Source organism: Paraburkholderia sp. BR13439 (assembly GCF_040948805.1).
Lineage (GTDB): Bacteria > Pseudomonadota > Gammaproteobacteria > Burkholderiales > Burkholderiaceae > Paraburkholderia > Paraburkholderia youngii.
The window spans coordinates 165,842-180,414 of record NZ_JBFPKN010000001.1; the positions used below are offsets into that span (position 1 = coordinate 165,842).

The 14,573-nt window shown below is 64.5% G+C and carries 8 protein-coding genes; 1 reads left to right on the forward strand and 7 read right to left on the reverse strand.

Annotated elements, in window-relative coordinates:
- Positions 1 to 47 precede the first annotated feature (47 nt).
- From putA to hemE, 5 genes are all read right to left on the reverse strand, one after another.
- Positions 48 to 3,986, reverse strand: coding sequence for a trifunctional transcriptional regulator/proline dehydrogenase/L-glutamate gamma-semialdehyde dehydrogenase (gene putA, locus AB3X96_RS00805; protein WP_368588247.1), 3,939 nt, complete (start codon positions 3,984 to 3,986; stop codon positions 48 to 50).
- Between the two features lie 600 nt (positions 3,987 to 4,586).
- Entirely contained in the window at positions 4,587 to 4,760 is a 174-nt protein-coding gene (locus AB3X96_RS00810) for a hypothetical protein (RefSeq protein WP_368588248.1), read from the reverse strand.
- Positions 4,761 to 4,828: 68 nt separating this feature from the next.
- Positions 4,829 to 6,259 carry a YeiH family protein gene (locus AB3X96_RS00815; protein ID WP_368588249.1) on the reverse strand — a complete coding sequence of 477 codons (1,431 nt, stop codon included), beginning with the start codon at positions 6,257 to 6,259 and terminating at the stop codon, positions 4,829 to 4,831.
- A gap of 169 nt (positions 6,260 to 6,428) precedes the next feature.
- Complete coding sequence (locus AB3X96_RS00820; RefSeq protein ID WP_368588250.1) at positions 6,429 to 8,675, reverse strand: primosomal protein N'; 2,247 nt, start codon at positions 8,673 to 8,675, stop codon at positions 6,429 to 6,431.
- Positions 8,676 to 9,140: 465 nt separating this feature from the next.
- Positions 9,141 to 10,241 carry a uroporphyrinogen decarboxylase gene (gene hemE, locus AB3X96_RS00825; protein WP_368588251.1) on the reverse strand — a complete coding sequence of 367 codons (1,101 nt, stop codon included), beginning with the start codon at positions 10,239 to 10,241 and terminating at the stop codon, positions 9,141 to 9,143.
- A 293-nt stretch (positions 10,242 to 10,534) separates the two neighbouring features.
- Between hemE and AB3X96_RS00830 the strand changes: the two genes are divergently transcribed.
- Positions 10,535 to 11,326 (forward strand): transporter substrate-binding domain-containing protein, encoded by a 792-nt coding sequence (locus AB3X96_RS00830; protein ID WP_368588252.1) that lies wholly within the window; start codon positions 10,535 to 10,537, stop codon positions 11,324 to 11,326.
- A gap of 818 nt (positions 11,327 to 12,144) precedes the next feature.
- Here AB3X96_RS00830 and AB3X96_RS00835 read toward each other — a convergent pair.
- Together AB3X96_RS00835 and AB3X96_RS00840 are read right to left on the reverse strand one after the other, a co-directional pair.
- Positions 12,145 to 13,875, reverse strand: coding sequence for an AMP-binding protein (locus tag AB3X96_RS00835; protein WP_368588253.1), 1,731 nt, complete (start codon positions 13,873 to 13,875; stop codon positions 12,145 to 12,147).
- 221 nt (positions 13,876 to 14,096) lie between these two features.
- Positions 14,097 to 14,522, reverse strand: a complete 426-nt coding sequence (locus tag AB3X96_RS00840; RefSeq protein ID WP_008917918.1) for a F0F1 ATP synthase subunit epsilon — start codon at positions 14,520 to 14,522, stop codon at positions 14,097 to 14,099.
- Positions 14,523 to 14,573 lie beyond the last annotated feature (51 nt).

The window sequence follows — 14,573 nt, forward strand, 5'->3', positions numbered from 1 at the left end:
GTCGCCGTGCCCGCTTCCTTTCTATTGAAGAAATCGCCGAGGTTCGCTCAACCGATCGTCATCAAATTCGCATTACCGCCTGCCGCCGCGGTATTCACGCTGACCGAGCGCTCGGTCAGCAGACGCTCGAGCGCGTAATCCTCTTCGCCGCTCGCAAGCGCCCGGGCCGCGACGCCCTGCACCGACACGATCGGCCCCGCGCGCTTCGCGACCTCTTTCACGAGCGTGAGCAGCTCGTCGCTGTCGCCTTCGAACAGCACGGCGTCGAACGGTGCGTCGGCGCTCTTCTTTACGCTCGCATGCGCCTTCAGCGACGCCGGCAATTGCGAGACCAATTGTTCACCGGCCGCGCCTTCGAACAACGCACGATTTCCGGTAGCCAGCGCCGCCGCGAACTGCACGCGTGCGCCGCTCGCCGTCGATGCGATGCACAGCACCGTGCCGCGCGGGCCGAGCGTGTATGTATTGCGCTCGCCCGTCGGCCCCGACAGTACCGCGGTTGCGCCCGCCGGCACATGCGACAGATAGCCGTCACAACGCGCGGCAAGCTGCGGCTCGCGCTCGGCGATCAGCCAGTCGCGCAACGCGGTCAGCGCAGCCGCCGGAGTGTCGCCCTTTTCTGCTGCCTGCGCCGCCTGCGGCACTTCGACCACCAGCGCCTGCGCGAGCGACTTCGGCAAACCAGCCGGACGGGTCGCGAGCAGACGCTGCAGATACAGCGCGCCGCCGGCCTTCGGCCCCGTACCCGACAGTCCTTCGCCGCCGAACGGCTGCACCCCGACCACCGCGCCGATCACGTTTCGGTTCACGTAGATGTTGCCCACGTGTGCGCGGCTGATCACGTGCGCGATCGTTTCGTCGATGCGCGTGTGAATGCCGAGCGTCAAACCGTAACCCGTCGCGCGAATCTGTTCGAGCAGCTTGTCGAGCTGGCTGCGGTGATAGCGCACCACGTGCAGCACCGGGCCGAACACTTCGCGCTTCAGCTCGTCGATGCTGTCGAGCTCGATCAGCGTCGGCGGCACGAACGTACCCTGCGTCGCGCCTTCCGGCAGCTGCAGTTGCTCGACCTTGCGGCCCTTGTCGCGCATCGTCGCGATGTGGGCGTCGATGCCGCGCTTGGCGTCGAGGTCGATCACCGGGCCGACGTCGGTCGACAGCCGGTCCGGATTGCCGAGCGCGAGCTCGCGCATCGCGCCCGTCAGCATTTCGAGCGTGCGGTCTGCAACATCGTCCTGCAGACATAGAACGCGCAACGCCGAACACCGTTGACCAGCCGAGTCGAATGACGATTGCAGCACGTCGGCGACGACCTGCTCGGCGAGCGCCGACGAGTCGACGATCATCGCGTTCTGGCCGCCGGTTTCGGCGATCAACGGGATCGGTTTGCCATCCGGATCGAGCCGGCCGGACAGCGTCTTGTTGATCAGACGCGCGACTTCGGTCGAACCGGTGAACATCACGGCCCGCGTGCGCGGATCGGCGACCAGCGCGGCGCCGACCGTCTCGCCATTACCCGGCAACAGTTGCACCGCGCCCGCCGGCACGCCCGCTTCGCGCAGAATCCGCACAGCTTGAGCTGCGATCAGCGGCGTCTGCTCGGCCGGCTTCGCGAGCACCGTGTTGCCGGCTGCGAGCGCGGCGGCCACCTGGCCCATGAAAATCGCCAGCGGGAAATTCCACGGGCTGATACAGACCACCGGACCGAGAGGCCGATGCGTGTCGTTCGAGAACTCGTCGCGGATCTGCGTCGAGTAATAGCGCAGGAAGTCGATCGCCTCGCGGATTTCCGCGACCGCATTGGCGAGCGACTTGCCCGCTTCGCGCACCACGAGTCCCATCAGCGTGTGCATCTGCGCTTCGAGCAGATCGGCGGCACGCGCGAGGCAATCGGCGCGCGCCTCGACCGGCGTCGCCTGCCAGATCGGTGCGGCGGCCACCGCGTGGCCGAGCGCGGCGCTCACGTGCTCCGGCGTCGCTTCGACGACCGTGCCGACGAGATCACGATGGTCGGCCGGGTTGCGCACGTCACGTCCGGCGCCGGCGGCGATCTCGTTGTCTTCGAGCATCGGCGCGGCGCGCCACGGATGATGCGCGCTCGCGAGCAGCGCCGATGACAGCGACGCGAGCCGATGCTCGTTCGATAGATCCAGACCCATCGAATTGAGCCGCTCGGCGCCGTACAGATTGCGCGGCAGCGGAATGCGCGCGTGCGGCGCGCCGAGCGGCGCGATCTTCGACGCTTCCTCGACCGGATCGGCGACCAGGTCCTTGATCGCGACGGATTCGTCGGCGATGCGATTCACGAACGACGTGTTCGCGCCGTTTTCGAGCAGCCGGCGCACGAGGTACGCGAGCAGCGTCTCATGCGTGCCGACCGGCGCGTACACGCGGCACGGGCGGTTCAGTTTGTCGCGGCCGGTGACTTCTTCGTACAGCGGCTCGCCCATACCGTGCAGGCACTGGAACTCATACTGGCCGGGGTAGTAGTTGTTGCCGGCGAGGTGATAGATCGCCGACAGCGTGTGCGCGTTGTGCGTCGCGAACTGCGGATACACGGCATCGGGCGCGCCGAGCAGTTTTTTCGCGCAGGCGAGGTACGACACGTCGGTATACACCTTGCGCGTGTAGACCGGATAGCCTTCGAGGCCATCGACCTGCGCGCGCTTGATTTCCGTATCCCAGTACGCGCCCTTCACGAGCCGCACCATGATGCGGTGACGGCTGCGACGTGCCAGATCGACGATGTAGTCGATCACGAACGGGCAGCGCTTCTGATACGCCTGCACGACGAAGCCGATGCCGTTCCAGCCTTGCAGCTCCGGATCGAAGCACAGCGCTTCGAGCAGATCCAGCGACAGTTCGAGGCGGTCGGCTTCTTCGGCGTCGATATTGAGGCCGATGTCGTAGCGGCGCGCAAGGATTGCGAGCGAACGCACGCGCGGCAGCAGCTCGCTCATCGTGCGTTCCTGCTGCGCGCGCGAGTAGCGCGGATGCAGCGCCGACAGCTTGATCGAAATGCCCGGGCCTTCGTAGATGCCGCGGCCGCCCGCGGCCTTGCCGATCGCGTGGATCGCCTGTTCGTACGAGGCGTAGTAGCGCTGCGCGTCGGCCTCGGTGGTGGCCGCTTCGCCGAGCATGTCGTACGAATAGCGGAAACCGCGCGCCTCGTACTTGCGGCTGTTCGCGAGCGCTTCGGAAATGTTCTCGCCGGTGACGAACTGCTCGCCCATCAGGCGCATCGCCATGTCGACGCCCTTGCGGATCAGCGGCTCGCCACCCTTGCCGATCAGCCGCGTAAGCGCCGACGACAGGCTCGTCTCGCTATTGGTCGTCACCAGCTTGCCGGTGATCATCAGACCCCAGGTCGCCGCGTTGACGAACAGCGACGGCGCCTGGCCGACGTGAGATTTCCAGTCACCCTTGCTGATCTTGTCGCGGATCAGCGCGTCGCGGGTCGCGCGGTCGGGAATGCGCAGCAGCGCCTCGGCGAGGCACATCAGCGCGACGCCTTCCTGGCTCGACAGCGAAAATTCGTGAATCAGCCCTTCGACGCCCCCGCCCTTGCTCTTCGTGCGCAGCGTTTCGACGAGCTTGCCGGCCATCGCCTGCACGTCGCCCGCGAGGTTGGCCGGCAGACGCGCCTGGCCGAGCAGGAACGGCACGCATTCTGGTTCAGGGCGGCGATACGCGGCGGTGATCGCCGCGCGCAGCACCGACTGCGGCTGCACGTTCTGCGCGAAATCGAGGAACGGATGCGACGCGCCATCCTCCTCGTTCTCGACCGCCGCGCCGTCGGCGAGATCGGCCGTGCCGGTTGCGCCCGACAGTTCGGCCGGCAACTGGCCGTGCTCGATCTTTTCGAGGTAGGCGAAAATCGCCTGCTTGATCAACCAGTGCGGGGTGCGCTCGAGGCGGGTGGCGGCATCTTTGAGCCGGGAACGCAGGAGGTCGTCGACCTTGACGCCAAGGGTGGTGCTAGCCATGTTTCCTTCTTTGATACCGGGCGTGAGCCTGGCGAAAGACTAAAAGTTGGGCGAATCGTACGCCTACAAATAAAAAGGTGCAACCAATTCGACAGGTTGGTTGCACCATGCCGCGAGCCTTGTGGGACGGGGCATTCCGGGCGGTGAGCGAGAGTCGGACCGTGGTGTTTTCGATCGGTACTTTCCCTGGCGTGATTCTTTTTGAAATAAGCCTTATCAAACGACTTCGCGCGCCGATATACAGAAGCATGACGATGGACGGCCCGAAACGTCGGTTTCAGGGCACGCAGAAAAGATAAACGGGGTTCCCGAGGGTTGGTGTGATGGAAAAGTGGCTGGTAATACTGGGCATCTGGGTGATGTGCGCGGCCTGTGCGGTGTTTTTCATTCGAGGCGCGACCAGAAGCTCGAATCCGCGCGAAGACGAGCGCAAACAGGCAAGCGCGGCCTCGCGTGGATCGGCGGACGATACGCGAAACGCGCTGAACGACTGAGATCGGGGGCGCCCGCGCGACGGCTCATGACGCCGGACGCGCGCGGGTGTGCGAACTTGCAGTTGGATTGGTGCGCGGAGCTTGGCGCCTGAAGATCGCTTACGGGTCAGCGCGGCCCGAGCGACGGCGCAACGGGCTCGAACTGCGCACAGACATCGCCGGGGGAAACCAGCTGGTCGTGCAGACGACACAGCCTGCTATCGGCGACGCTCGCGCCGAACCCCGAACTAAACGCGACAAGCCCTGGAATACGCTGCTCGAGCGCGTCCCGTTCACTCACGCGATGCCGGCATCCGGCGCAGCACGGCGTGTTTGCCGCGCCACGATCCTTGGAAACCTTCACGGGCATTATCCGAGGCTGTTCCAGTACGACGCGAACACGTGCGCGGACAGCGCATAGCCGATCGCGATATTGACCACCACGCCCGCCGTGAACGCGAGGAACGGCTTCAGACCGGTCGCCGCAAGCGAGCGGAAGCGCGTCGTCAGACCGATGCTCAGGAAGCAGAAGGTGAACGCCCACGTGCGCAGCACCGTGATCGGCGCGACGAACTCCGGCGTGACGACCTTGCGGTAGTCGGCGAGCGAATAATGGCTCGCGATCCACGTGACCAACGCCGACGCGATCACGAAACCGATCACGAACTTCGGGAAACGCGCCCAGATCTCACCGGCATTCGCGCGCGCGGTGACGCCGCTGCCCTGCGCTTCCCAGCGCGTCGTCGCGACGATTGCGAGCACGAACGCCCAAATGCCGATCCAGATGTCGCGGCCGACCACCTTCATCAGCGTGAACGCCTGCAACGACGCTTCCGGCGCGCCGGCGATCGCGCCGCCTGCGTGCCGCGCGAAATCGCCGTAGGCCTGAGCGGCGGCGATGCCCGCGGCGTCGGCGAATTCGGAGGTGCCGATCCAGGCGCCGGCGACGGCCGTCGACAGGCCGAGCGAGCGCGACACGAACGGCAGCACGAAGATCATCACGACCGCCCACAGGACGACCAGCGTGATCGCGACCGACGCCTGCTCGCGCTTCGCCCGTACCGCGCCGGCAATCGCGATCGCCGCCGAGACGCCGCACACTGCGCCACCGACACCGAGCACGGCGGCAAAGCGCCGATCGAGCCCGAACGCGCGCGCAACGAAGAAGATCACGAAGAACGTCACCAACGACACGATGCTCGCCTGCACGACCGCGACCGGCCCGGCCCACACGAGCAACGTGAACGGCAGCGTCGCGCCGAGCAGCACGATACCGACCTTGATGTAAAACTCGACGCGCAACCCCGCCCCGAGCCACTGCGGCTGCGTGAACAGGTTCGATACGAGCAGCCCGAGCGCGAGCGCAACCAGCGGCGGCTCGAGGTTGTACTTCGACGCGTCGACCCACGCGCCGAGCGTCAGGATCAGCGCGGAAGCGACGAATACGACGACGAACGCCGCGAGAAACGCGCCGACGCGCTGCCTGAGCAGAGCGACGCTCGCTCCGAACAGCACCGCGAATGTCGCGAATAGCGCGAGGTAGTTGGGTAGATGTTTGCCGATGTCCTGCGCGGCCTGCGCGACGCTCGACCATTTGGCCGGCGCGACCGCGAGCCACTTGATGCTGCTGCCCGACGCGAACAGCGCCCACGCAATCACGATCACGAGCAGGCCGACGCCAGCGGCGAGCCAGTCTTCGGTCAGCGAAAAGCCGCTGCCTCGTGCGGTTTGCGCGTCTTGTGTACCTTGCCGATGACCCGGTGCGGCGCCCGCCGGTGCGGGATGATGGGTGTCGCTCATTGCAGATGCCCCGAGAAAGTTGAGTGGCATCGGCGCGAAATTATTGTCGTTTAGCCGCAAAATGCGCCGATTTGGCGAATATAGGCGAGCGCTATCGCAAAGCGAAACGATCATTCGCTCTATGGATATGACTCAAAGAAGTAAGGCCGGCGTCACCTGGGCCGTGGCGTCAGATGTCGAGCGGATCGACTTCGAGATTCCAGCGCAGCACGCCCTTGAGCGCGCGCAACAGCGGCTGCCATGCGCGCAACGTGGCCTGCAGCGCGGCGCGCGACGCGCTTTCGATCAGCAGCTGCGCGCGATGAACGTGCATCACCTTGACGATCGTGAGCGGCACCGCGTCGTATACGGTGACACGCTCGGCGGCCGGAATCTGCGCAAGCTCGGCGGCGGCCTGCTGCAGGAACGCGAGCGCCGCTTCGAGCGTGCGGCCTTCGGCCCGCAGCAGCGCCTGATAGACGAACGGCGGCAGGTGCGCGTCGCGTCGCTCCGCGAGCGTCGAGTTGGCGAAACCGACGTAGTCGTGACGGCCCAGCGCGTGATACAGCGCGTGACGCGGATAGCGCGTCTGCACCAGCACTTCGCCCGGCAGACCGGCGCGGCCCGCGCGGCCGCTCACCTGCATCAGCTGTGCGAACAGCCGCTCGCTCGCGCGGAAATCATGTGAAAACAGCGCGGTATCGGCATTCAGCACGCCTACCAGCGACACGCGCTGGAAATCGTGTCCTTTCGCGATCATCTGTGTACCGACCAGAATATCGACCTCGCCCGCGTGCACGTCGGAGAACAACGCCTGCGCGCTGCCTTTGCGGCGAGTGCTATCGGCATCGATACGCAGCACGCGGGCGCCCGGAACCGCGCTGGCGAGCGTTTCCTCGACGCGCTGCGTGCCGCGCCCGAGCGGTGCGATGTCGACGTTGCCGCACTCCGGGCACGAACGCGGGATACGAGACTCCCAGCCGCAGTGATGGCAGCGCAGCGCGCGCTCGGGCTTGTGCAGCACGACGTAGGCGCTGCAGCGCGGACAACCGGCCACCCAGCCGCACGCGTCGCAGGCGAGTTGCGGCGCGTAGCCACGTCGGTTCAGGAACACGAGGCTCTGCTCGCCGCGTTCGAGCCGCGCCTTCATCGCGGCGATCAACGGACCCGACAAGCCTTCGATCGACGCCCGCCCGCGGCGGCGCTCGCCTTCGAGATCGATCAGGCGTACGGCCGGCAGCGCGGCGTCGGCGACGGCCCGGCGCGACAGCGTGAGCCGCTTGTAGCGGCCCTGATCGGCCTGCCACCAGCTCTCGAGCGATGGCGTCGCCGAGCCGAGCACGACCGGCACACCGAGCTGTTTCGCCCGATAAATCGCGAGATCGCGCGCCGAATAGCGCAAGCCCTCCTGCTGCTTGTAGGCCGGATCGTGCTCTTCGTCGACGACGATGATCGCCAGCCGCGGCAGCGACGCGAGTACCGCGAGCCGTGTGCCGAGCACGATGCGCGCACGGCCGGTGTGGGCGGCGAACCAGTTGCGGGCGCGCTCGCCTTCGGCGAGGCCGCTGTGCAGCGTGACGATCGCGCTGGCGTCGAGCGCGGCGAAGCGGGCACGGAACGCCGCCTCGAACTGCGGCGTCAGGTTGATTTCCGGCACCAGCACGAGCGCTTGCGCATCCGGCCTGGCGGCCAGAATCGCGGCGAGTGCGCGCAGGTACACCTCGGTTTTGCCGCTGCCCGTCACGCCGTGCAGCAGGAACGGCGCGAAGCCGTCGGCGGCGCGGATAGCTTCGACAGCGCTCGCCTGCTCGTCGGTGAGGGTCGGCAGGACCGGCGCGGGCGCGTCCGGCAGCGAAGCGGCGGCGGGCACCGCGGCGGCGTCGATCACGTCGAGCGCCACCCAGCCAGCGGCCTGCCAAGTGTCGAGTGTCGCCAGCGCTTTCGGATGCAGCGCGCGGGCGTCGACGGCGAGCAGGAAGTCGGCTTGCGCGAGTGCTTGCGCGAGCGCTCGAAGCGCCGTCGCGCGGGCCGGCAACGCGTCAGGCAATGCCGTGCGACCCTCGGGCGTCAACCGATAGCGCTCTTCCGGCGCGAACAGCCGCGACCAGCGCGACGCGTCGCGCAGCGCCTGCGGCAGCGCGGGCAGCGCCACTTCGCCGAGACCGCGTTGATAGTAGTCCGCGGCGAACGCGGCGAGCGCGAGCCAATGCGCCGACACCGGCGGACACGACGCGCAGACCTTATCCACATCCCGCAGGCGTTCGGCGGGCACCTCGCTGTGAGGGGCCACCTCGCAGATCAGCCCCACCACGTGCCGTTTGCCGAACGGAACGCTGACGAGCGCGCCCACGACAGCCGCCTCGGATGTGCCGCAGCGGTAGTCGAACAAGGTCGGCAGCGGATGATCGAGCGCGACGCGGACGAACACTTCGTTCACTCGGCGAGGCGCTGAGGACGAGCCGGCACGAGGCCAAATCGCGGCGCGCGGTGGCTCGCGCGGGAGGCGATACCGTCGAAGTTAAAGTAAAACCTTAATTTCACCGCTAACTTTTGGATTCGGCTGAACAATTCCGCTCGGCGCATGGCCCTGTGGATAACTTTGTTGAGAACTTCGCTTCGGCGGGCCGCAAATGCCGTAGCGACGGCCTTGTGTGGGATTCCGCACATTTCATCGCGCTCGCCGCAAAGCCTTGCCCGACAAGGCTCAGATCAAATGCGCCGGCTATGTGCAAGGGTCCGGCCACGATTAAAGCCTCTACTGCGCCGCAGCGTGCGAAGTGTGCATAAGTCAGCTCTTGACTTTCGTAAGACCACCATCTGACGGCCTCTTCGAGGAACTACGGTCCTTAGGCCCAGAGCCCAATTCGCTGCAACGCAACACGAAACGGTAACGATTACAGTCTCAGGAGGGCGTATGTGCACCACTACGAATCGCGCGGCTGTGACGATGCACTTCGTCGACCAGCTCGGCAACATGCTCTGGCGGCGTGAACTGCGAAATACCATGACCCAGGTTGAAAACGTGGCCGGGATGATTGCCGAAGCTGTCGAGCACCGCGCGCGCTTCCATGCGGATAGCGGCGGGCGGTGCAAACAGCACCGACGGATCGATGTTGCCCTGAAGCGCCACCTTGCCACCGACACGCTCGCGCGCCTTACCGAGGTTCACGGTCCAGTCGAGGCCCACCGCGTCGACACCGCTCGCGGCGATATCGGCGAGCCACAGGCCACCGCCCTTCGTGAAGGCGATCACGGGCACTTTTTCGCCGTCGTGCTCGCGCTTCAGCTGACTGACCACCTGCTCGATGTAGCTCAGCGAAAAGCGCTGATAGATGCCATCCGCGAGCGCTCCGCCCCATGTGTCGAAAATCATCACTGCTTGCGCGCCGGCTTCGATTTGCGCGTTCAGATATGGCGCGACCGAGCGCGCGTTGATCTCGAGAATCCGCTGCAGCAAATCGGGACGCGCGTACAGCATCGATTTGATCGTGCGGAAGTCCGCCGAGCCCCCGCCTTCTACCATGTAGCACGCGAGCGTCCACGGACTGCCCGAGAAGCCGATCAAAGGCACCCGCTGGCGGCCTTGCGCGTCCTTTAGCGCCGAGCGGATTTCACGCACGGCGTCGGTCACGTAGCGCAGTGTCGCGTCGATGTCCGGCACCGCGAGGCGCGCGACGTCGTCTTCGGTGCGCACCGGACGGGCAAATTTTGGCCCCTCGCCGTTGACGAAATCGAGGCCGAGGCCCATCGCGTCGGGCACGGTCAGGATGTCGGAGAACAGGATCGCGGCGTCGAGCGGATACCGATCGAGCGGCTGCAGCGTGACTTCCGTCGCGAAAGCCGGATTCTTCGCGAGACCGAGGAAACTGCCCGCGCGGCCGCGCGTGGCGTTGTATTCCGGCAAATAGCGGCCAGCTTGCCGCATCAGCCAGATCGGCGTGTAGTCGGTGGGCTGGCGCAGCAGCGCGCGCAGGAAAGTGTCGTTCAGGAGTTGATGGGCCACGTTGCGTGCGACTGTAGAGCTGAGGGCAAAAGAGCATTTTACCGGAGGCGGCCGCGGTCATCGCGCATCGCGGGGTAATCGACGTTGCGACGGCGCGTCGTGGGAAGCGGGCGAAGTGCAGCTCGGGCGCACCTCCGCCAGTTGCCGGCCGGCACTGCGTGTACGGCTTCGGGTCGCTGTCTTCTGCTGCCCCGGCCACCCTGGCTGAACGGCCGATGTTCAAGCCCGCGCTGCCAAGCTACTATCCGACAGCTTACCGATGAATTACACACTACACACCACCAGGAGACTCGATGAAGAAGGCAGCACTCGCAATGCTCGGCGCGCTCGCCGCCGTCCTGATGCATGTCGGCGTGGCCAACGCCCAAAGCGCCGCGGCCGCGCCGTCAAGGCTCGACGACATCATCAACCGCGGCACGATACGCGCCTGCACTACCGGCGACTACAAGCCGTACTCGTTCGACAAAGGCGATGGCCAGTTCGAGGGCATCGATATCGACATGGCTGAGTCGCTCGCGAAGTCGCTCGGCGTGAAGGTCGAGTTCGTCAAGACGTCGTGGTCGAACCTGATGAACGACTTCGTCGCGAAGTGCGACATCGGCATCGGCGGTGTGTCGCCGACGCTCGAGCGCCAGAAGCATGCGTTCTTCACTCAGGCTTACATGATCGACGGCAAGACGCCGATCGTCCGTTGCGACGACGTCAACAAATATCAGACGGTCGCGCAGATCGATCAACCGTCCACGCGAGTGATCGTCAACCCGGGTGGCACCAACGAGAAGTTCGCGAAGCAATACTTCACGCACGCGAACGTGACCGTTTATCCGGACAACGTGACGATCTTCAAACAGATTCTCGCGGGCAAGGCGGACGTGATGGTGACGGATGCGTCGGAGACCTTGCTACAGCAGAAGCTCAATCCCGGCCTATGCTCGGTGCATCCGGACAAGCCGTTCCAGTACGGCGAGAAGGCATGGCTGCTGCCGCGCGGCGACGTCGCGTTCCAGCAATACGTCGATCAGTGGCTGCACCTCGCCCGAGCGACCGGCGAGTATCAGACTATTTCGGACAAATGGTTGAAGTAAGCCGATCGTGTCCGTGCCGGGCCGTCAGCTGCTAAATAATTGCGGCAAGGGCGGTTTGCGCAGGCCTGAAGGCGTCGCGTCGGCGAGGATGTAACGAAGGGCGACGTCTTCGAGCTGTAATAATTGCCGGATCAGCTCTATAGGGAAGACATGCGCCCCTTTTTAACCCACAACGCACGCGGCTTCGTGTCGCTGCATTGCAGCGCAGATTTTCGCCAGTTTGCGAGTATTTGAAGGCATAGCCGCAGTGCTTGTTCCGCAGGAACTTCGTCGCTCAAAAGCTGCAAATGCAACCATTTCACGCTGATGAATGACCGAATTTATACTGCGATGTGCGTCATGACTGGCATCACTCATGCATCTTGAATTGCGTCGGAGGCATCGGTAAAAACTACGTTTGACGCGCTTTTATTTTGGCAATAAATCCCGCAACGCCTTATCTGGCGGGCGTTACAACCTGAAACACTTTGTTACCGCCTTCGTAGGTTAATTCGCCCACAATGCCCTCAACGGTTTCAACACGGATGTGGCTGTGTGCGTGGTGTGAGCGGATACGATGCACTTGCCGGTCGGCGATTGCCGAAGCCCTGTGAAGGGGCATCCCTGCTGGGGCCGTGATCGACGCAGGGTCGTCGGCATAACCGTCCCATCATTGGTCTCCTCGCGCTAACCCCGTAGCGTGTGGTTTTTAGCGGGCTCCAGGCCCGCTTTTTTTTCGTCTGCTCAAACGTTTGCGCGCGACGAATGTCCGCCGCGCAACTTCAGTTCTACTCCTCACCCATTGCTCATGTTTGGCTGCGGAGCCTGCCGCGGCAGCGTCATGCCGTCTTGTCCTCTCTGAGTTTCAATTCGCTGATCATGCTTTCGCGCATCACGAATTTTTGTACCTTGCCGGTCACGGTCATAGGTAGTTCGTCGACGAAGCGGATATATCGCGGCACCTTGTAGTGCGCAATCTGTCCGTGGCAGAACTGCTGGATCTCTTCTGCCGTTGCCTGTTCACCCGTCCGCAGCACGATCCACGCGCATACTTCTTCGCCGTACCTGGTATCGGGCACGCCGAAGACCTGCACGCTCTGGATCTTCGGATGGCGGAACAGAAACTCCTCGATCTCGCGCGGATAGATGTTTTCGCCGCCGCGAATCAGCATGTCCTTCAGCCGGCCGACGATGTTGCAATAGCCTTCGGCGTCGAGCGTCGCCAGGTCGCCCGTATGCATCCAGCCGTCGACGATGCTTTCGTGCGTCTTCGCTTCATCGCCCCAGTAACCGAGCATCACCGAGTAGCCACGCGTGCATAGCTCGCCGGTTTCGCCAACCGGGACGATATTGCCCAGTGGATCGACGATTTTCACTTCGAGATGCGGCTGGATGCGCCCGACAGTCGTCGTCCGCTTATCGAGCGGATCGGTCGTCGAGCTTTGAAACGAGACCGGGCTGGTTTCCGTCATGCCGTAGGCGATCGTGATCTCGCTCAGGTGCATCTTCGAGACGACCTTCTTCATCGTCTCGATCGGGCACGGCGAGCCAGCCATGATGCCGGTGCGCAGCCGCGAGAAGTCGTAAGACGCGAAGGTCGGATGGTCGAGTTCGGCGATGAACATCGTCGGCACGCCGTGCAGCGCGGTGCATTTTTCCTCGGCTGTCGCGGCGAGCGTCGCGGCGGGATCGAAGCCCTCGCCCGGGAACACCATGTTCGCCCCGACCGACACGCATGCGAGCACCGCCAGCACCATCCCGAAGCAGTGGTACAGCGGCACTGGAATGCACAGGCCGTCCTGCTCACTGAGCCGCATCGCCATCGCGATATAGCGCGCGTTGTTCACGACGTTGTGATGCGTCAGCGTCGCGCCCTTTGGATTGCCCGTTGTGCCGCTGGTGAACTGGATGTTGATTGGTTCACGGCACGACAGCGTCGCGCCGATCGCATCGAGCCGGGTGGCGTCGAACGACGCGCGCCCACGCTCGATCACATCGGAAAAGCTCAGCATGCCTGGCGTCTCCGTGTCGCACATGCGGATCACGTAGCGCAGCTCCGGCAGCCGCGCGGCATGCAGTTCGCCCGGCGGCTGCGTCGCGAGTTCGGGCGCAAGCTCCTGCAGCATCTCGAGGTACATCGACGTCTTGAAGCGCTCCGCGGTGATGATCGCCTTGCAACCGACCTTGTTCAGCGCATATTCGAGCTCCGCGAGCCGGTAGGCCGGATTGATATTGACGAGGATCGCGCCGATACGCGCGGTCGCGAACTGCGTCAGCAGCCACTCGACGCGGTTCGGCGACCAGATGCCTACGCGGTCGCCCTTGGCGATGCCGAGTGCAAGCAGCCCGGACGCAAGCACGTCCACTTCTTGCGCGAATTCGCTCCACGTCCAGCGAATGCGCTGCTCGCGAAACACCACGGCCGGTCGTTCGGGAAAGCGCGCCGCGGTGTCGCGCAGAAACTCGCCGACGGTCGCTTCGCTCAACGGATTTTCAGTCGACCCGCGCACGTACGACAGTCCATCTGCGGGTTCGATGAGCGCACCTTCGCCCGAGCTATGCGTTGCCATGGTGTTGTCTCCGTGAGCGCGAGCGCGCTCGATTGAAATGAATTTGAAATCCATTGTGCACCGGCGCGTACCGGGCCGGCATCAAGTCTTACCCGCACCGCATCGCGCCGACCGACGCCTATGTCTCCACCCTCATGGATTTTGCCGTCCTTTACGTAAACGTCAACCAGATATCAAAAAAAAGCAGCCGCGTGGGCTGCTTTCTTCTGCTACGTGCTGCTTTAGTGCTGGCCGCGCAACTTGCGCAAACGCTGGATTGCCGCGAGTTGTGCGGTCGCGTACGCGAGCTCCGCTTGTGCGGTCGCGTACTCGAGGTTCGAACCCGTGTTCTGCAGCGCCTCTTCCGCACGCTTGCGTGCGTCTTCGGCCTTGGCTTCGTCGAGATCCTTGCCACGAATCGCGGTGTCGGCGAGAACCGTCACTGCGCCCGGCTGGACTTCGAGGATGCCGCCGGCGACGAACACAAACTCTTCTTCGCCGTTTTCAACTTCGATGCGCACCGCACCCGGACGGATCCGTGTGATGAGCGGCGTGTGGCCCGGCAGAATGCCGAGTTCACCCGCTTCGCCTGGCAGCGCGACGAACTTCGCCTGGCCCGAGAAGATTTCCTCTTCCGCGCTGACCACGTCTACTTTAATGGTTGCCATATGTGTCGACTCCTGTCGACGAGAGTTAGCACTTTAGTGCTGACCCCCGTC

Excerpts from the sequence above, each read along its gene's own strand:
- putA (WP_368588247.1), bottom strand. The coding sequence starts at position 3,986 with ATGGCTAGCACCACCCTTGGCGTCAAGGTCGACGACCTCCTGCGTTCC.
- AB3X96_RS00815 (WP_368588249.1), bottom strand. The coding sequence starts at position 6,259 with ATGAGCGACACCCATCATCCCGCACCGGCGGGCGCCGCACCGGGTCAT.
- AB3X96_RS00830 (WP_368588252.1), top strand. The coding sequence starts at position 10,535 with ATGAAGAAGGCAGCACTCGCAATGCTCGGCGCGCTCGCCGCCGTCCTG.
- AB3X96_RS00835 (WP_368588253.1), bottom strand. The coding sequence starts at position 13,875 with ATGGCAACGCATAGCTCGGGCGAAGGTGCGCTCATCGAACCCGCAGAT.
- AB3X96_RS00840 (WP_008917918.1), bottom strand. The coding sequence starts at position 14,522 with ATGGCAACCATTAAAGTAGACGTGGTCAGCGCGGAAGAGGAAATCTTC.